Source organism: Pseudomonas protegens (assembly GCF_003363755.1).
In the GTDB taxonomy this organism is placed as follows: Bacteria; Pseudomonadota; Gammaproteobacteria; order Pseudomonadales; family Pseudomonadaceae; genus Aquipseudomonas; species Aquipseudomonas danubii.
Genome location: NZ_CP031396.1, coordinates 1,015,026 through 1,033,632 on the forward strand (window position 1 = coordinate 1,015,026; position 18,607 = coordinate 1,033,632).

General features: G+C 63.7%; 13 protein-coding genes. 9 read left to right on the plus strand and 4 right to left on the minus strand.

Features of this window, described 5'->3' with window-relative positions; all coding sequences use genetic code 11:
- Positions 1–35: 35 nt before the first annotated feature.
- A complete protein-coding gene (moaA, locus tag DWF74_RS04215; RefSeq protein WP_102864821.1) occupies positions 36–1,034 on the minus strand; it encodes a GTP 3',8-cyclase MoaA in 999 nt (332 codons plus the stop codon).
- A gap of 457 nt (positions 1,035–1,491) precedes the next feature.
- On the opposite strand from moaA, the gene DWF74_RS04220 reads away from it, so the two are divergent.
- The 5 genes from DWF74_RS04220 (at position 1,492) to DWF74_RS04235 (ending at position 6,669) form a co-directional block, all read left to right on the plus strand.
- Positions 1,492–3,816, plus strand: a complete 2,325-nt coding sequence (locus DWF74_RS04220; RefSeq protein WP_115580427.1) for an FdhF/YdeP family oxidoreductase — start codon at positions 1,492–1,494, stop codon at positions 3,814–3,816.
- Positions 3,817–3,948: 132 nt separating this feature from the next.
- Positions 3,949–5,370: a cytochrome ubiquinol oxidase subunit I gene (locus tag DWF74_RS04225; RefSeq protein WP_102864819.1), complete on the plus strand. Its 1,422-nt coding sequence runs from the start codon at positions 3,949–3,951 to the stop codon at positions 5,368–5,370.
- 16 nt (positions 5,371–5,386) lie between these two features.
- On the plus strand, positions 5,387–6,403 hold the full coding sequence (gene cydB / locus DWF74_RS04230) for a cytochrome d ubiquinol oxidase subunit II (RefSeq protein ID WP_115580428.1): 1,017 nt from the start codon (positions 5,387–5,389) through the stop codon (positions 6,401–6,403).
- On the plus strand, positions 6,390–6,521 hold the full coding sequence (locus DWF74_RS30765; protein ID WP_275896151.1) for a hypothetical protein: 132 nt from the start codon (positions 6,390–6,392) through the stop codon (positions 6,519–6,521). The genes cydB and DWF74_RS30765 overlap by 14 nt, the downstream gene beginning before the upstream one ends.
- Entirely contained in the window at positions 6,514–6,669 is a 156-nt protein-coding gene (locus DWF74_RS04235) for a DUF2474 domain-containing protein (RefSeq protein ID WP_082729275.1), read from the plus strand. Before DWF74_RS30765 ends, DWF74_RS04235 begins: the two co-directional genes overlap by 8 nt.
- A gap of 56 nt (positions 6,670–6,725) precedes the next feature.
- Here DWF74_RS04235 and DWF74_RS04240 read toward each other — a convergent pair whose 3' ends face one another.
- From DWF74_RS04240 to DWF74_RS04250, 3 genes are all read right to left on the minus strand, one after another.
- Positions 6,726–7,652: a Dyp-type peroxidase gene (locus tag DWF74_RS04240; protein WP_240322053.1), complete on the minus strand. Its 927-nt coding sequence runs from the start codon at positions 7,650–7,652 to the stop codon at positions 6,726–6,728.
- Between the two features lie 513 nt (positions 7,653–8,165).
- The gene (locus tag DWF74_RS04245) at positions 8,166–10,451 is read right to left on the minus strand and encodes an FdhF/YdeP family oxidoreductase (protein ID WP_115580429.1); all 2,286 of its coding nucleotides are present in this window, start codon (positions 10,449–10,451) and stop codon (positions 8,166–8,168) included.
- Positions 10,452–10,699: 248 nt separating this feature from the next.
- The gene (locus DWF74_RS04250; protein ID WP_060844038.1) at positions 10,700–11,593 is read right to left on the minus strand and encodes a DMT family transporter; all 894 of its coding nucleotides are present in this window, start codon (positions 11,591–11,593) and stop codon (positions 10,700–10,702) included.
- A gap of 132 nt (positions 11,594–11,725) precedes the next feature.
- Between DWF74_RS04250 and DWF74_RS04255 the strand changes: the two genes are divergently transcribed.
- From DWF74_RS04255 to gbpA, 4 genes are all read left to right on the plus strand, one after another.
- On the plus strand, positions 11,726–12,163 hold the full coding sequence (locus tag DWF74_RS04255; RefSeq protein ID WP_115580430.1) for an Lrp/AsnC family transcriptional regulator: 438 nt from the start codon (positions 11,726–11,728) through the stop codon (positions 12,161–12,163).
- 302 nt (positions 12,164–12,465) lie between these two features.
- Entirely contained in the window at positions 12,466–13,107 is a 642-nt protein-coding gene (locus tag DWF74_RS04265) for a response regulator transcription factor (protein ID WP_102864813.1), read from the plus strand.
- 31 nt (positions 13,108–13,138) lie between these two features.
- Positions 13,139–16,789 (plus strand): ATP-binding protein, encoded by a 3,651-nt coding sequence (locus DWF74_RS04270; RefSeq protein ID WP_115580432.1) that lies wholly within the window; start codon positions 13,139–13,141, stop codon positions 16,787–16,789.
- 140 nt (positions 16,790–16,929) lie between these two features.
- Positions 16,930–18,483: an N-acetylglucosamine-binding protein GbpA gene (gene gbpA, locus DWF74_RS04275; protein ID WP_115580433.1), complete on the plus strand. Its 1,554-nt coding sequence runs from the start codon at positions 16,930–16,932 to the stop codon at positions 18,481–18,483.
- The last annotated feature ends 124 nt before the right edge of the window (positions 18,484–18,607 follow it).

The window sequence follows — 18,607 nt, forward strand, 5'->3', positions numbered from 1 at the left end:
CTTTGCACGATAAGAAGGGAGCAATGAGCGGCGGCTCAGCCGCCGGTCATGTTCATGAAACGCACCACCTGGAGCTCATCGTTGAGCTCGAAATGGTGGCGATAGGGCTTGAGCTTCATCGCCTCGACAATGGCCCGCTGCAGGCGCTCGGCGTCACCGGGGTGGGCGCGCAGCACGGCCTTGAGGTCCACCGAGTGTTCGTTGCCCAGGCACAGCAGCAAGCGCCCTTCCACTGTCAGCCGTACGCGGTTGCAGGTGCCGCAGAAGTTGTGGCTGTGGGGCGAGATGAAGCCCAGGCGGATCTGCGGCGCCTCGGCCAGGCGCCAGTAGCGCGACGGCCCCTGGGTCGACTCGGCGGACTCCATCAGGGTGTAGCGCTCGGCGATCCGCTCACGGACCTGGGCGCTGGAAAAGAATGCATCGCGGCGGCTGTGCTCGCTGATGGTGCCCAGGGGCATCTCCTCGATAAACGAGAGGTCCAGGCTGCGGTCGATGGCGAACGCCACCAGTTCGTTGATCTCGCGGTCGTTGCGCCCTTTCATCACCACGCAGTTGAGCTTGGTGCGCTCGAAGCCCGCGGCAATCGCCGCGTCGATGCCGGCGATGACCTGGGACAGGTCACCGGTGCGGGTCAGCTGACGAAACAGCGTCGGGTCCAGGCTGTCGAGGCTGATGTTCAGGCGCTTGACCCCGGCCTCGAACAGCGGCGCTGCCAGCTTGCCCAGTTGCGAGCCATTGGTGGTCATGCACAGCTCCCGCAGCCCCGGCAATTGCCCGATGCGCTCGCACAGTTGCACCACCCCGGGACGGATCAGCGGCTCGCCACCGGTGAGGCGGATCTTGCGCGTACCCAGGGCGACGAAACGCTGCGCCAGCTGGTACAGCTCTTCCAGGGTCAGGATGCGTTGGCGCGGCAGGAACTGCATGTCCTCGGCCATGCAATACACGCAACGAAAATCGCAACGGTCGGTCACCGACATACGTAAATAGTCGACCCGTCGAGCAAAGCCATCCACCAATACTTGATCTGACATCACAGCCTCTGTCGACGCTTGCGACCTATAGGTCTTAGTTGTAATTCGCGGCCAAAAACGACCGTTAAGGAGTTGTTGTCGGCAAGACTAAGAGCGATTAAAAGTTGCGTCCAATCGCTATTTACAACTGATTGATCAACGCACTCTATCAACGAAAAAACCGTCCACAATCAGCAACAAGAATTCAACTCAACTCATTGATTATCATGGCTTTTAATTCTTGATAGAGGCTTTCGATCAGCCAGTCATTAATTGCGATTAGACAGCCCATACAAGCGCCGAATAGGCTTTATTCGTGGCCCATGAAACGGGCCCTATAAGTGACTCCGTTGCCCCAAACAGATCCGAACTTAAACGGCGTCACCACAAAACCGCATTTAGCCTGTGCAGTTAAACAATCACTGACATCGATTATTTGTCGGGCGGTTGCCTGCGTGCGCTGTATTGGAGAAATATCATGAGCGAAGTTGATCGATATAAACTCTACAAGGGGGCGGCCGCCGGTTGGGGGGCACTGATCGCGGTGACCAGGAACTGGCTGGGCAGTGAAAACGCCTTCAAGAACATCCGCGCCATGCTCAAGACCAACCAGAACGGCGGCTTCGACTGCCCGGGCTGCGCCTGGGGCGAGTCGCCGGAAAACGGCATGGTCAAGTTCTGCGAGAACGGCGCCAAGGCGGTCAACTGGGAAGCCACCGGGCGCCTGGTGAACCCGGCCTTCTTCAGTAAATACACGGTCTCGGCCCTGGCCGCGCAGAGCGACTACTGGCTTGAATACCAGGGCCGCCTGACCCACCCGATGCGCTACGACGCCACCCAGGACCGCTATGTGGAAACCACCTGGGACGAGGCCTTCGAGCTGATCGCCAGCCACCTCAAAAGGCTGGACTCGCCGAACCAGGCGGAGTTCTACACCTCGGGCCGGGCCAGCAACGAGGCGGCGTACCTGTATCAGCTGTTCGTGCGCGCCTATGGCACCAACAACTTTCCCGACTGCTCGAACATGTGCCACGAGGCCAGTGCCGTGGGCATGTTCGAAAGCGTCGGCGTGGGCAAGGGCACGGTGGTGTTCCATGACCTGGAAGAAGCCGACGCGATCTTCGTCATCGGCCAGAACCCCGGCACCAACCACCCACGGATGCTGGAGCCACTGCGCGAGGCGGTGAAACGCGGTGCCCAGGTGATCTGCTTCAACCCACTCAAGGAGCGTGGCCTGGAACGCTTCCAGCATCCGCAGCACCCGCTGGAGATGCTCACCAACGGCTCCGAACCCACCTCCTCGGCCTACTTCCGCCCGGCCCTGGGCGGCGACATGGCGGCCTTTCGCGGCATCGCCAAGTTCCTCCTGCGCTGGGAGCGCGAGGCCCTGGCCAACAATGGCGAAGCGGTGTTCGACCGGGCCTTTATCGCCGAGCACACCTCGGGCCTGGACAGCTACCTGGCCGAGGTCGATGCCACGTCCTGGAACCACATCGTCGAGCAGTCCGGGCTGACGCTGGCCGACATCGAGCTGGCGGCGCGCATGTACCGCAAGGCCAAGCGCGCAATCATGTGCTGGGCCATGGGCCTGACCCAGCACACCCATTCGGTGCCGACCATCCAGGAAGTGATCAACGTGCTGTTGCTGCGGGGCAACATCGGCCGCCCCGGCGCCGGCCTGTCGCCGGTGCGCGGCCACAGCAACGTGCAGGGCGACCGCACCATGGGCATCAACGAACTGGCGCCCACCGAGCTGCTGGATGCCCTGGAGGCGCGCTTTGGCTTCAAGCCGCCACGGGAGCACGGGCACAACACAGTGATGGCGATCTCGGCCATGGAACAGGGCCGGGCCAAGGTGTTCATCGGCCTGGGGGGCAACTTCGCCCAGGCCACCCCGGACACCCCGCGCACCCACGCCGCCCTGCGCAACTGCGAGCTCACTGTGCACATTGCCACCAAGCTCAACCGCAGCCATCTGGTGACCGGTCGCGAGGCGCTGATCCTGCCGTGCCTGGGCCGTACCGATATCGATATCCAGGCCAATGGCCCCCAAGGCATCACCGTGGAAGACACCTTCAGCATGGTGCACATCTCCCATGGCCAACTGAAACCCAAGTCGCCGCACCTGCGCTCGGAACCGGCAATCATCGCCGGCATCGCCAACGCCACCCTGGGCCAGCACCCCATCGACTGGCTGTGGACCATCGAAGACTACGGACGCATCCGCGACCTGATCGCCGACACCATCCCGGGGTTCGAGGACTTCAATCTCAAGCTGCTGCACCCCGGCGGTTTCCACCTGGGCAACGACGCCACCCAGCGGCGCTGGAACACCGCCACCGGCAAGGCGCGCTTCATTCCCAGCGTGCTGCCGGAGCACCTGGTCAGCGCCGGGGTGCGCAAGCTCAAGGTCAAGCCGGACCTGATCCTGCAGACCATGCGTTCCCACGACCAGTACAACACCACCCTGTATGGCCTGGACGACCGCTATCGCGGGGTCTACGGCATGCGCGAGGTGCTGTTCGCCAACGAGCAGGACATTCGCCAGCTGGGCTTCGAGCCGGGGCAGAAGGTCGACATCGTCTCGCTGTGGGACGACGGCCGGGAGCGTCGGGTCAGCGGTTTCACCCTGATTGCCTATGACATTCCCGCCGGCCAGTCTGCCGCCTACTACCCGGAGACCAACCCCCTGGTGCCCCTGGAAAGCTATGGCGACCGCACCTACACGCCGACCTCCAAGTTCATCGCCATCCGCCTGGAGCCGGCTGCGGCCAGCAACCTGATCCAGTCCGTTGGCCTGTGATCCAGCCTGGGGCGGTGCTATCGCCACCCCAGCCTTTACCTGTGCAGTGCCCCTGCCCCCGCCGCGAGCCCACGGGTTCGCGACGGCCGCGCAGTGCCTGCTCGGGCATCAAGCCATTACGAGGGTATCGTCATGATTCATCTACAGGCGCTCGACCTTGCACGCATCCAGTTCGCGTTCACGGTCTCGTTCCACATCATCTTTCCCGCCATCACCATCGGCCTGGCCAGTTTCCTGGCGGTGCTCGAAGGGCTGTGGCTCAAGACCCACAACAGCACTTACAAGGACCTGTATCACTTCTGGTCGAAGATCTTTGCCGTCAACTTCGGCATGGGCGTGGTCTCCGGGCTGGTCATGGCTTATGAGTTCGGCACCAACTGGAGCCGCTTTTCGGACTTTGCCGGGAGCATCACCGGGCCGCTGCTGACCTATGAGGTGCTGACCGCGTTCTTCCTTGAAGCGGGCTTTCTCGGGGTCATGCTGTTCGGCTGGAACCGGGTCGGCCGCGGGCTGCACTTCTTCGCCACGGTGATGGTGGCCATCGGCACCCTGATCTCGACCTTCTGGATTCTCGCCTCCAACAGCTGGATGCAGACGCCCCAGGGCTTCTCCATCGTCGATGGGCGGATCATGCCCATGGACTGGCTGGCAATCGTCTTCAACCCGTCGTTCCCCTTCCGCCTGGCGCACATGGCGATTGCCGCGTTCGTCGCCACGGCGTTCTTCGTCGGATCAAGCGCCGCCTGGCACCTGCTGCGGGGCAACAACACGCCGCCAGTGCGCAAGATGTTGTCCATGGCGCTGTGGATGGCGCTGATCGTGGCGCCGATCCAGGCGGTGGTCGGTGACGCCCACGGCCTCAACACCCTGGAACATCAACCGGCAAAAATCGCCGCTATCGAAGGCCACTGGGAAAACCACGGCAGCGAACCCTCGCCCCTGGTGCTGTTCGGCATTCCCAACATGGACGGCGAAAAAACCGACTACGCCGTGGAAGTGCCCTACCTGGGCAGCCTGATCCTGACCCACAGCCTGGACAAGCAGATCCCTGCGCTCAAGAGCTTCCCCAAGGAAGACCGTCCCAACTCGGCCATCGTGTTTTTCAGTTTCCGCATCATGGCCGGGCTGGGCATGTTGATGATCCTCACCGGGGTGCTGGGCCTGCTGTTGCGGCGTAACGGCGCGCTGTATCGCAACCGCCTGTTCCTGCGCCTGGTGCTGTGGATGGGCCCCACCGGCCTGATCGCCATGCTGGCGGGCTGGATCACCACCGAAGTCGGGCGCCAGCCCTGGGTGGTGTACGGCCTGCTGCGCACCAGCGACGCCGCTTCCAACCACAGCGTGACCCAACTGAGCATCTCCCTGGCGCTGTTCGTGGTGATCTACTTCTCGGTGTTCGCGGTGGGCATCGGCTACATGATGAAGCTGGTGCGCAAGGGCCCGCAGCCCCACCACGAGCACCCGCCGACCCACCCTGTCGGCCAGGAGCCAACGCCGCGCCGTCCTCTGTCCGCCATCGCCGAGACCTTTGCGTCCAGCGACCACCACCACTGAAACAAGGGATATCAACATGACGATTCAAGGCATAGACCTGTCGTTGATCTGGGGCGTGATCATTGCCTTCGGGGTGATGATGTACGTGATCATGGACGGCTTCGACCTGGGGCTGGGGATTCTCTTCCCGCTGATCCCCGATGCCCGGGAACGGGACGTGATGATGAACACCGTGGCCCCGGTCTGGGACGGTAACGAGACCTGGCTGATCCTCGGCGGCGCAGCGCTGTACGGGGCCTTTCCCCTGGCCTACTCGGTGATTCTCGAAGCCCTGTACCTGCCGCTGATCTTCATGCTGGCGGGGCTGATCTTCCGCGGCGTGGCCTTCGAGTTCCGCTTCAAGGCCAGCCCGCAGCAGCGCCACATCTGGGACTGGGCCTTTATCGGCGGCTCGCTGCTGGCGACCCTGTGCCAGGGCATCGTGATCGGCACTTACATTTCCGGCATCCCGGTGGTCAACCGGCAGTTCGCCGGCGGTTCCCTGGACTGGCTGGCGCCGTTCCCGCTGTTCTGCGGCCTGGGGCTGATCGTGGCCTACGCGCTGCTGGGCAGCACCTGGCTGCTGGTCAAGACCGAGGGCATGCTCGAAGCGCGCATGCGCCACTACACCCGCCCCCTGGCGTTCGCGCTGATGGCGGTGGTGGCGGTGCTCTGCGTCTGGACCCCGGTGCTGCACCCGGACATCGCCACCCGCTGGTTCAGCCATGCCCATATCGTGATCTTCGGTGCGTTGGCGGTGCTGGGCCTACTGGCGTTGTGCGGGCTGCTGGGGACCTTGCGCCAGCATCATTCCCACTGGCCGTTCGTGTTCACCCTGGTGCTGGTGTTCCTCGGCTACATCGGCCTGGCGTTCAGCATCTGGCCGAACATCGTGCCGCCGTCCATCAGTCTGTGGGACGCGGCATCGCCCCTGACCAGCCAGCTGTTCATCCTGATCGGCACCCTGTTCATCCTGCCGATCATCCTGATGTACACCTGCTGGAGCTACTACGTGTTCCGCGGCAAAGTGAGGATTGGCGATGGCTACCATTGATCGGGCAAAGCCAATGCCTTGGCACAGGACGGTGGCGCAACTGAGCCTGCTGTTCATCGGCGCCCTGCTGATGCTCGCCTGCAGCGGCGCGCTGATGCTGGAGCTGGCCCATGGATAAACTCACCACCCCCCCCGCGCAACCGGCACCCGGCTGGCAGCGCCTGCTGTGGATGCTCGGCATCTGGCTGGCCAGCGTCATCGGCCTGGGGCTGGTGGCCGGCCTGCTGCGCCTGCTGATGCAGGCCGCCGGCATGCACAGCCACTGATAATTGCCGGTCCCCCCTGAAACCCCGGCCCGCAGCAGCGGGTCGGGTTTTTGCGGTTATTGGCCGGTCGGCGCGCGCTCGGCCAGCTGTTCCAGCAGATCGGCGGAAGGCACGAAGAACAGCCCGCCGGTGACGGCCGTGCTGAAGTCCAGCAGGCGGTCGTAGTTGCCCGCCGGGCGCCCGACGAACATGTTTTCCAGCATCTGCTCCACCGGCCGTGGCGAACGCGCGTAGCCGATGAAGTAGGTGCCGAATTCCCCGGCGCCCGGACGGCCGAAGGGCATGTTGTCGCGCAGGATCTTCACCTCCTCGCCGTTCTCTTCCAGGGTGGTCAGGGAACTGTGGGAGCAGCTGGGTTTCACCGATTCGTCGAGTTCGATGTCCGACAGCTTGGTGCGGCCGATGATGCGTTCCTGGGCTTCCACCGTCAGCGCGTTCCAGGCCGTCATGTTGTGCAGGTATTTCTGCACCAGCACGTAGCTGCCGTTGCAGAACGACGGGTCTTCGTCGCCGATCAGGGTGAAATCCACCGCCTCGCGGCCTTCCGGGTTCTCGGTGCCGTCGACGAAGCCGACCATGCTGCGCATGTCGAAATAGCGGAAGCCCTGGACCTCGTCCACCACCTTGACTGCGTCGCCCAGGGGCTTGAGCAATTGCGTGGCCAGCTCGAAGCACAGGTCCATCTGCTCGGCGCGGATGTGCAGCAACAGGTCGCCGGGGGTCGACGGCGCGCGCCGGCCCTCCACGCCCACCTCAATGAAGGGGTGCAGCGACGCCGGACGCGGGCCAGCGAACAGCCGGTCCCAGGCGGCGGAGCCAAAGCCGCAGACACAGGACAGATTGCCCCCCGGCACGCGCTTGCCCACCGAGCGGGTCAGCGCGGCGACGTCGGCGCACCACTCGCGCAGGGTGTGCGCGGCAGCAGCGCCGGGGGCCAGGGTGGCGACGATGAAAATTGCACTGCGGGTGATGGGGTTGCAGATGGCTGCGGCTCGGGCTTGCGCTCGGCCAGGGAGGAAGACTGGGTCATTGTGGGGTCCACGGGCTGCGGTCGGAAAAGTCACCGACAGGAAATTAGCAGATTGTGGCGGTGGTGAGGGAAGCAGCTGCAAGCGGTGAGCTGCCAGCCGCAAGCTGTTTGCATCAGTTCTTGCGGCCTCCGGGTTGCCGCCAGCTGCGAGGCTGAACAAACAAGCAGCTGCAAGCGGCAAGCTTCCAGCCACAAGCTGTTTGCAGCAGTTCTTGCGGCCGCTGGGTTGCCGCCAGTTGTGAGGCTGAACAAACAAGCAGCTGTAAGCGGCAAGCTGTCAGCCACCAGCTGTGAGGTTGAACAAACCTTGTGACAAGAGCGCTTACTGTGGCGAGGGAGCTTGCTCCCGCTGGAAGGCGCAGCCTTCCCAATGCCTGAGTCCCCTTCCTATCAGGCAGACCGCAGATTCAGGTTTTACGGCCGCTGCGCGTCCGAGCGGGAGCGAGCTCCCTCGCCCATTGCCGGCTCAGGAGGCGGCGCTGCCCAAGGTCGAGCGCAAGACCCGCACCGGCACCGATTTGTAGGACGGCGTGCCGCTGTCCACATCCAGGTAGTCCAGGGGCACCAGGCGGTTAGCCTCGGGGTAATAGGCGCCCACAGTGCCCGGGGCGATCTTGTACTCGATGGCGGTGATGTTTTCGTAGCGCAGCCGCCGCCCGCCGATGACCGTCTCGATGTCCACCAGGTCACCGTGGGCCAGGCCACGGGCAGCCAGATCCCCGGGGCTGATGAACAGCACGTCGCGACGGCCGAAGACCCCGCGATAGCGGTCGTCCAGGGCGTAGATGGTGGTGTTGTACTGGTCGTGGCTGCGCAGGGTGATCAGCCGCAGGACATCGGCGCCGTCCACTTCCTTGTCCTCGTGCAGCCCGGGGAAGACGAAGAACTCGGCCTTGCCCGAGGGGGTCAGCCATTGCCGCTGGGCCGCCGCCAGGGGCATGCGGAAGCCGCCGGGCACGCGGATCCGGGCGTTGTAGTCGTCGAAGCCGGGCACCGTCTGTTCGATCAGGTCGCGGATCTTGTCGTAGTCGGCCACCAGTTCCAGCCAGGGCACGCGACTGTCGGGCAGCGTGGCCTTGGCCATGCCGGCGACAATCGCCGGTTCCGAGAGCAGAAGCGGCGACGCCGGGGTCAGCTTGCCCGCCGAGGCGTGGACCATGGACATCGAATCCTCCACGGTGATGGCCTGGCGCAGGCCGTCCTGCAGGTCCAGCTCGGTGCGGCCCAGGCAGGGCAGGATGAAGGTCTCCTTGGCCACCAGCAAATGGCTACGGTTGAGCTTGGTGGCCACGTGCACGCTCAGGTCGAGCCGGCTCATGGCCGGGAAACACTGGCCCGGGTCCGGCAGGGCCACGGCGAAGTTGCCCCCCAGGCACAGCAGCGCCTTGGCCCTGCCGTCGATCATCGCCTGCATGGCCTGCACCGCATCGTGGCCATGGGCCGAAGGCGGCGTGAAGCCGAAGGTCTGCTGGAGCTTGTCGAGAAAGGCCTGCGTAGGCTTCTCGGTGATGCCCACGGTGCGGTTGCCCTGGACGTTGGAATGGCCGCGCAACGGACAGATGCCGGCCCCCGGCTTGCCCAGGTTGCCGCGCAGCATCAGCAGGTCGCAAATCAGCCGCACATTGGCCGTGCCTTCGTTGTGCTGGGTGATGCCCATGCCGTAGGTGACGATGGTGGCATTGGACTTGGCGTAGGCTGCGGCGACCATTTCCAGGTCCGCCTGGTGCAGGCCGCTGGCCTGCTCGATGTCCGCCCAGGCGGTGGCGTGCAGGTCCGCCGCCAGGGCCTCGAAGCCCTGGGTGTGCTCGGCGATGAACTCATGGTCCAGCACCTGCCCGAGGCTGCCCTCCAGGGCCAGCAGGGCCTTCATGATGCCCTTGATCGCCGCCGCATCGCCGCCGGCCTTGACCTGGAAGTAGGACGAAGCGATGCGGGTCGAGCCGTAGGTGGCCATCTCCACCATGTTCTGCGGGTCGGCAAAGCGCTCCAGGGCGCGCTCGCGCAGCGGGTTGAAGACCATGATCGGCACCTTGCGCCGCGAGGCTTCATGCAAGGTGCCCATCATCCGCGGGTGGTTGGTGCCCGGGTTGTGGCCGATGGAAATGATCAGCTCGCAGAGGTCGAAATCCTCCAGGGACACCGTGCCCTTGCCGATGCCGATCGAGCGCGGCAAACCGACGCTGGTGGGTTCGTGGCACATGTTCGAGCAGTCGGGGAAGTTGTTGCTGCCGTATTCCCGAGCGAACAGCTGGTACAGGTAGGCCGCTTCGTTGGAGGCGCGGCCGGAGGTGTAGAACTCCACCTGCTCGGGCTGCAGGCCCCGCAGGATCTGGCCAATACGCTCGAACGCCGCCTGCCACGCCAGCGGCTTGAAGGTATCGCTGGCGCGGTCATAGACCAGGGGCTCGGTGAGGCGGCCCAGGTCTTCGAGCTGATAGTCGGAACGCTGCAGCAGCGAGGTCAGCGGATGCTCGGCGAAGAAGGCCGGGGTCACCCGCTTGTTGGTGGCTTCCCAGGTCACCGCCTTGGCGCCGTTTTCACAGAACTGGAAGGTCGACTTGTGCTCCTTGTCGGGCCAGGCGCAGCCCGGGCAGTCAAAGCCATCGGGCTGGTTGGTGCGCATCAGGGTCAGGGGCGCCTTGAGCGCGTCCATCTGTTCGCGCACCGCCGTGGCGGTAGCCTTGAGCGCGCCCCAGCCACCGGCGGGACCATCGTAGTTGCGGATTCCGGGAACCTTGCGTCGAGTGCTCATGATCGCTCCAGGGCCGACCCGGCACGACGCGAGTCGGTGGTTGCGGATGGTCGAGGCGTACCCGGGCGGGTTGCCAGGGGCCTGGATCACAGGGGGTAGTGCGTGGCAACAGTGCCGACACTGGATAAAAGCTAGCGCTGCGCCCCGGCCTGTCAAGCTCAGGCGCCGACCGGCACAGACGCGACGCTGGCGCCCGGGCCCGCCAGCGTGGAACCTATTGCCGGTCCCCGTCCGGCCTCAGCCTGCGCTCATTGCAGAACGCTGCGCCGGCGCTTGAACGTCCAACCCTGCTGCATCCCGGCGGCGGCCAGCAGAATCGCGGCGACCCCCAGCCACTGCAACAGCCCCAGGCGATGCCCGAAGGCCAGCCAGTCGACGAAGATCGCCGCGATCGGATAGATGAAGGACAAGGCGCCGGTCAGCGCGGTCGGCAGCTTCTGGATCGCCCCGTACAACAGCACATACATCACCCCGGTATGCACGATGCCCAGGGTCAGCAGGCTGGCCCAGGCCGTGGCCTGCTGGGGTGGCTCGGCGAGGTTGGCCCAGGGCGCCAGCAGCAGGACCCCGGTGCAGACCTGGATCAGCGCGATCAGGTGCGGCGGCGTGCCGCTCAGGCGCTTGATCAGCAACGCGGCGAAGGCATAGAGCAATGCCGCGCCCAGGGCCAGGGCGATGCCCAGCAGATAGTCGCTGCCGGCGTCGCCCTCGGTGCCATGGGCGCTGACGATGGCCAACATCCCGGCAAAGGACAGGCACAGCCAGAACAGCTTCTGCGGGGTGATCTTCTCCCCCAGGAACAACGCCCCCAGGGCCACCAGAATGAACGGCTGGACGTTGTACACCGCGGTGCCGATGGCGATCGAGGCCCGGGAATAGGAACCGAACAGCAGCACCCAGTTGCCGACAATCGCCACGCCGCTGAGCACCGCCAGAAACAGGCTGCGCCGAGTCAGAATATTCCTTCGCAAAAAACCGAAAGCGCCGCAAATCAGCAGCAACGCGCCGGCACCGAACAGGCAACGCCAGAACACCACGTCCAGCACCGGTTGTCCGGACACCAGAACGAACCAGCCAATGGTTCCGGAAATCAGCATCGCGGCGGTCATTTCCAGTGATCCGCGACGGGTCAGTGCATCCATCATCAATCTCCTCTGACAAGGGCCAGATTATGCCCAGCGGCACACGGCCATCGCCAGTTCAAAACCTGGGCTAGTATGCACTCAGGCCTTTTTTATCAAGGCATAAACGCCCAATCACCTAACGAGGTTGCCATGCTCGATGCCATCGACCAGGCCCTGATCAGTGCCCTGATGCAGGACTCCCGCCGCTCCCTCAAGGCCCTGGCGCAGATCAGCGGGCTGTCCGCCCCCAGCGTGGCCGAACGCCTGAAAAAACTCGAAGAACGCGGGGTGATCACCGCCTATACCCTGGAAATCGACCCCAAGTCCCTGGGCTACCAATTGCAGGCCATTGTCCGGATTCGTCCGTTGCCGGGCCGCTTGCAGGAGGTGGAACGGCAGATCCTGGCAATTGCCGAGTTCACCGAATGCGACAAGGTCACCGGTGACGACTGCTTTATCGCCCGCCTTCAAGTGCGCTCCATGGAACAGCTGGACAGCCTGCTGGACCGCCTCAACCATTTCGCCGAAACCAACACCGCGATCATCAAGAAATCGCCGATCAAGCGGCGGTTGCCGCCCATGAACTGACCCCGTGAAATGGGCTTTTTCACCGTCGAAAAAGCCCCTGAAAACGGCCTGCAACTGAGGGGTGAAAAGGCCGTTCCAGAGGCGTTTCTTACAAAAAACCAGCTGACTTCTCGAGCTCTTTTCAGAAAGTTTCCCCTTAGGCATAAGACGATTCTTAAAATCCCCCAGACGTCTTTTTGGCGTCAATTTCAGTGATACCCTGCGAATCCTCTGACGACCCCACTAGCAAAATGCCTGCTCCTTTGCGGAAGCTGCGCATTGTTGTGGGCTCATGCCTGTCGAAAAGCCGAGTACAAGAACCCATGCCGATCCGCGTGCAGATAGCCGATGACCATCCCTTGACCCTGATTGGGATTCATACCCTGCTGGAAAACCGCGCCGAACTGGAAATCGTTGCCCAGGCCCACAGCGTGGAAGCTTTGTTGGAAAACCTGCAGCGCCAGCCCTGCGACCTGCTGCTGACCGACCTGATGATGCCCGGTGGCGATCAGGTGGATGGGATTCGTCTGATCAGACGCCTGCGCTCACGCTACCCGGAGCTGGCCATCGTGGTGATCACCATGCTCGACAACCCGGCGCTGATCAGCAGCCTGCTCAAACTCGGAATCCAGGGCCTGGTGAGCAAGCGCGGCTTGCTCAACGACCTGCCCAAGGCGATTGCCGCCCACTCGCGGGCACCTTTCGTGTCGCCGTCGATCCAGCATCTGCTGGACACCAGCACCGCCTTGCATGGCAAGCCGCTGCTGCAGCCCGAGCAGTTGTCGGCCAGAGAGATCGAGGTGCTGCGTCTGTACGGCACCGGCATGAGCATCGGCGCCATCGCCCAGCACCTGTGCCGCAGCAAACAGACCATCAGCACGCAAAAGAGCAGCGCCATGCGCAAGCTTGGCCTGGACACCTCGGCCAGCCTGTTCCTGTACATCCAGGAACACGGCCTGAGCTGAGCGGTCCTCAAAACTCCGGAGCTTCCCCCCTATGCCCCTGATTTCCCGCCCCCCCCAGTTCTGGAGGCTGATCCGTGTCTGCCTGCTGTTCAGCTTCATGGTCCTGGTCAGCCTGTTTTTCAGCCTGCCCGCCCACTGCGCCGAGTCGCAAGAGCCGGGTAATCCGTCATTGGCCCGGCTGCTGGACATGCGCAGCACCCTGCCCCACAAGGTGCTGCGGGTAGCGACCATCGTGCCCCCCGAGCGGCCCCTGGAAAGCGCCGGCAACCAGGTGCTCAAGGTGATCTCCGACGAATACCTCAAGCTCATCGGCAAGCAGCTGGGCCTGCGCTTCGAGTTCGTCGAGCTGGCCTCGCCCCAGGACGCGATCCGCGCCCTGCTCGAACACCGTATCGACCTGCTGCCCCGGGCCACCGCGCTTGAAGCACAGACCCCCGGTCTGTCCCTCAGCCGTCCGTACCTGAACAACCAGCCGATCATCGTCGGGCGCATCAACGACCAGAGCCTGCCACCGGACCTGGAAGACAAGCGGGTGCTGGTGCTGGACAACTACTTGGACCTCAAGATCGTCCGCAAGACCTATCCACGGGCCGACGTCAGCGGCGTGCACACCACCGCCCTGGCCCTTGAGCAACTGGCCGGCAAACAGGCCGACGCCTTTATCAGCGACCGTTTCCGCACCACCCTGTACATGCAGGCCCGCCCCGACCTGCGGCTGCACAGCAAGTTCTATCCACAGTTGCCCGACGCCGGCTTCGCCTTTGCCGTGCGGCGCGAGGATGCCACCCTGCGAGCGCTGATCGACTACGTGCTCAACGCCATTCCCGAGGAGCACAAGCGGCGGATCCAGAACCAGTCGAGCCAGGAGCCCTTTCCCTTCGCGCCGACCGAGTCGTTTTCCCTGACCCCCAGCGAACTGAACTGGCTCACCGCGCACCGGCAGATCAATCTGCTGGCGGAGGAAGCGCCGCCCTACATCTACCGCAATGCCGAGGGCCAGTGGGCCGGACTGAGCATCGATATCCTGCGCACCCTGGCCGACTCGTTCCGCCTGCAGCTCAACATTCAGCCCAGTCGCTCCAGGACCGATGACCTGGAACAACTGGCCGCCGGCAACGCCGATCTGACCACCCGCGACCTGGGCCTGACCGGCAATGCCAGGGGCATCGGCCTGAGCCAGAGCTACGGCACTCGCAACTGGGCCTTTGTGGTGCGCCATGGCGACAGTTCTCCCAGTTCCCTGGACGCCATGCTCGGGCGACACCTGGCGCTACCGCGCAACCACCCGCTGCTCGAACACCTGAAACAGCGCTACCCGGACATCCATCTGGTGCTCACCGAGGATCATCGCCAGGCCCTGAACCTGGTGCTGCAACGTCAGGTCGACGCGACCCTGGACACCCCGGTGGGCACCGAGGCGCTGTCCGGTTCAGGACTGCAGTTCGGCCTGGCCTTCGACGCCCTGCCCACGCCCCACCGCTTTGCCGCGGCCCCAGGTGCCAGGGAGTTGCTGAGCGTGCTCGACAAGCTGCTGGACTCCATGGCCAGGAACCCGCAAAGCGACATCCAGCTGATCGCCGAACAACATTCCAGCGCCGCGCTCTGGAGCTGGGTCGCCGAGCAGGCCTGGCATGTGGGCGTGGTGATCCTGATCATCTTCGTGCTGTCGCTGATCTGGAACTGGCGCCTGAAGATCCAGGTGCGGGAAACCATCTGCGTGCAGACCCGCCTGCAGGACAAGCTGGCCTTCCAGTTCTCCCTGCTCAACGGCCTGCCGACGCCGCTGTATGTCTGCGACCTGAATGGCCGGTTGAGCACCTGCAACCGCGCCTATGAGGAGTTCTTCGCCACCTCCCAGGAGCAGGTCGAGGGCTGCCTGCCTACCGAGCAGCCGAACATGCCGCGCGACTTCGCCGAGGTGCTGCAAGAGGAGCATCAGCTGCTGCTGGCCAATCACCGGCCACGCTTTCTCGACACCAGCCTGTGGATCAAGGAGCAGCAGTACTGCCTCTATCAGTGGCTGGTGCCGTTCTACAACGCCCGCGGGGTCCTGCAGGGGCTGCTGGGGGGCTGGCTGGACATCTCCGAGCGCAAGAACCTGGAACTCAAATTGCGCGAAGCCAAGCAGGTTGCGCAAAAAGCCAGTGCCGCCAAGAGCGAGTTCCTCGCCTCCATGAGCCACGAACTGCGCACCCCGCTCAATGCCCTGGTCGGTCTGCTGGAACTGGAAACCAGCGCCAGCCAGGCGCCGTCGCACAACCTGCGGGTGGCCCAGCAATCGGCGACCTCGATGATCGACCTGATCGGCAACATTCTGGATCTGGACAAAATAGAGAGTGGCCTGATGCAACTGGCACCCCACCCCACCGCCCTGGAACCCCTGCTCGCCAACGGCCTGGGACTGTTTGCCGTGCAAGCCCGGGAGAAACGCCTGCAACTGAACTTCGACTATCAGGCCAGCCCCAACCGGCTGTACTGGGTCGACTCGCTACGCCTGCAGCAGATCCTGCACAACCTCTTGAGCAATGCCTTGAAGTTCACCGACCGCGGCCACATCCAGGTCACCCTGCGCGAAACCCATGTGCAGGACAGCAACAGCCTGCTGACCCTGAGCGTGCGCGATACCGGCATCGGCATTCCCCTGGCCAACCAGGCGGGGATTTTCGAGCCCTATCGCCAGGCCACCGCGCGCACCGCCCACCTGTACGGCGGATCGGGCCTGGGCCTGAGCATCTGCCACCAGCTGGTGCAACTGATGGGCGGCCGCATCTGGCTGGAAAGCGAACCCGGACAAGGCTGCTGCATCCACGTCGAACTGCCGGTGAGCTGGCAGACAGCAAACGCGGAAGTGGCGGAAAAGCCGGAAGTGCCGCCGATCACCGGCAAAGCCTTGCGGGTGCTGGTGGTGGACGACGTCTCCACCAACGGCCTGGTGCTGACCCTGCAGCTGGAGCGCATCGGTCACGTGGCCGAACACGTCAGCAGTGGCGAAGAAGCCCTGCAGCTGCTGCGCCACCGCCACTACGACGTGTTGATCAGCGACTGCAACATGCCGGGCATGGACGGCTACAGCCTGGCACGGGCGGTGCGTGAGGCCGAACAACAGAGCGGGGCCAAGCCGCGGCTGATCGTCGGCTACACCGCCAGCGCCCTGAGCAACGAAGCGACCCAATGCTCCAACGCCGGGATGAACGATCTGATGATCAAGCCGGTGACCCTGGCCCGGCTGCAGGAAGTCCTGGGCAGTCACAGCGGTGCCGGCGAAGAGCGGGTGCGCGCCTTCGACATCGACCACCTCAGGGACCTGGGGGAAAACAGTCCGACCCTGCATCGGCGCATCCTCAACGAACTGACCAAGAACCTGCAGCAGGAAATCGCCGAACTGCGCACCTGCGTCCTGGCCAATACCCCGCATCTGATCAACGACCTGACCCATCGCCTGAGCGGCGTGGCCTGCCTGATCAACGCCCAGGAAATGGCCAGAACCTGCGAGGCCCTGAGAAAGGTCGACGTGACCCATCTGCCGTCCGTGCGCAACTGCCAGCAAGCGCTGCTCAGCGCCATGGAGCAGGTTTACCAACAAGCCAGGCAGCAGCTCGCCAGCCTGCGCGAGCCGCCGCCACAGCCCACCGATACACCGCCCGAGGCGCTCCAAACGCAATCTAGTACCCGTCCCATATAGCCCTGACACAGCGCACCCTATCCTGCCCGTTGCTTTCGGAGAGGGGGGTGCCAGACAGAGGCGCCAGTACGACCGAAAGTGGCTCCCCCCTCACTTGATTGCCTGTTGAATCCATTAAAAAACCAACTAAGGATCAAGAGATGATCTCGCTACAGCGTGCGCGTACCTTTCTCAAGCTGCCCCTGGCTCTAGCCATCGGCCTGGCCTCGATCACGGCTCAGCAAGCCGCTGCTCACGGCTACATTGAGAGTCCGGCATCGCGCGTGTTCCTGTGCAACAAAGGCCAAAACACAGGTTGCGGCGTTGCCACCTACGTGCCTCAGAGCATTGAGTACTTCGCCTCCACTGGGTACGGCCACACCAGCTACCCGAGCAACGCACAAGCCTGTGATGGCGACTTCCGCACCTGCGGTCCGGCCAACGGCCGAATCGCGTCTGCCGGCCTGGGCAGCTTCGGCAAACTGGACGAGCAAACCACCAGTCGCTGGAAGAAGAACACCATCAAACCCGGCCCGAACACCTTCACTTGGCACTACACCGCCTATCACAAGACCCGCAATTACCAGTTCTACATCACCAAAAAGGACTGGAACCCGAACCAGCCGCTGACCCGCGACTCCTTCGAGATGACACCTCTTCTCGACGAACCGTGGGGCGGTCGCATGCCGAACGCAAAAACCCGACACACCGTGAATATCCCTGCCGACCGTAGCGGCTATCACGTATTGCTCGCTGTCTGGAAAGTCGATGACAACCGCAACTCCTTCTACCAGGTGGTGGACCTGAACATCGACAACCCGGGGGCGGCTAGCCAGCCGGACCCCGTCGCGGAGTCGGCCTGGACCGATATCGGTTCGGTGCAGCCCGAAGCACTGGGAGTCGGCGACAAGGTCAGGACCCGGGTCTTTACCGCGCAAGGCGAACAACTGGCCAAACAGGTGACCCTGGACATTACCTCGGCCGCCATGGCGGACAAGAACACCTGGACCCGGGAACTGGCGAAGAAGGTCAACGCCGCCAACCTCGGCTACCAGATGGGTGATCTGAACGCCAAGGACCAAGTGGTTGCCGTACTGGGCAAGAACACCATCTTCGCCAAGAAAGACAGCGGCATCACCAGCGTGCTGATCGACAGGACCCTGGCCGTCAGCCCAACCGAACTGAAAATCGCCGGACTGCAAGCGCAGTACCCGATCAAGGATGGCCAGGTCGAGCTGCAAGTGAAGGCCAGCCTTGAGGCCACGGACCCAAGCGACAGCTACTTCCTGTCCATGGAGATCTATGACGCAGCAGGCAAGCGCGTCCAGGTGGCATACGGCGACGTCGGCAGCCTCAACCCGCAGTTCTCGACGACGCTCAAAGACATCAACCCCGGCCAATACGACCTGGTCATCGTGTCCAGCTCCAAGAAAGGCCACCTGTTGCAGAAGACCGCCAGCTTCAAGGTCACGCCTGAGGTCGTCGAGCAGAAGCCGGAAAATCCGGCGGATGTCAGCGCCCAGTATGACTACGTCTTCCCTCAGGGGCTGCAGTCCTACAAGGCCGGAACGCTGGTTCTGCAACCCAAGGACGGCCAGGTCTATGAATGCAAGCCGCTGCCGTTCAGCAGCTACTGCAAGCAGTTCACGACCGGCATGAACGTGTTCGAACCAGGTGTCGGCAGCTCCTGGGAATGGGGCTGGATACGCCGTTAAACCCGGTGCTTCAAAGCCTTGAGCGTGGCGCGCAAGCGCCACCTGCTCTTGACCGGCTGTAGCGGCCGCCAACGCAATGGGAACTGACACTCGTGTTCAGGCCAGGCGGCAGCACAGCAACCTC

Coding starts and splice junctions, on each gene's coding strand:
- DWF74_RS04225 (WP_102864819.1), top strand. CDS start 3,949: ATGATTCATCTACAGGCGCTCGACCTTGCACGCATCCAGTTCGCGTTC.
- DWF74_RS04250 (WP_060844038.1), bottom strand. CDS start 11,593: ATGGATGCACTGACCCGTCGCGGATCACTGGAAATGACCGCCGCGATG.
- DWF74_RS04255 (WP_115580430.1), top strand. CDS start 11,726: ATGCTCGATGCCATCGACCAGGCCCTGATCAGTGCCCTGATGCAGGAC.
- DWF74_RS04270 (WP_115580432.1), top strand. CDS start 13,139: ATGCCCCTGATTTCCCGCCCCCCCCAGTTCTGGAGGCTGATCCGTGTC.
- gbpA (WP_115580433.1), top strand. CDS start 16,930: ATGATCTCGCTACAGCGTGCGCGTACCTTTCTCAAGCTGCCCCTGGCT.
- DWF74_RS04235 (WP_082729275.1), top strand. CDS start 6,514: ATGGATAAACTCACCACCCCCCCCGCGCAACCGGCACCCGGCTGGCAG.
- cydB (WP_115580428.1), top strand. CDS start 5,387: ATGACGATTCAAGGCATAGACCTGTCGTTGATCTGGGGCGTGATCATT.
- DWF74_RS04245 (WP_115580429.1), bottom strand. CDS start 10,451: ATGAGCACTCGACGCAAGGTTCCCGGAATCCGCAACTACGATGGTCCC.
- DWF74_RS04265 (WP_102864813.1), top strand. CDS start 12,466: ATGCCGATCCGCGTGCAGATAGCCGATGACCATCCCTTGACCCTGATT.
- DWF74_RS30765 (WP_275896151.1), top strand. CDS start 6,390: ATGGCTACCATTGATCGGGCAAAGCCAATGCCTTGGCACAGGACGGTG.
- moaA (WP_102864821.1), bottom strand. CDS start 1,034: ATGTCAGATCAAGTATTGGTGGATGGCTTTGCTCGACGGGTCGACTAT.
- DWF74_RS04220 (WP_115580427.1), top strand. CDS start 1,492: ATGAGCGAAGTTGATCGATATAAACTCTACAAGGGGGCGGCCGCCGGT.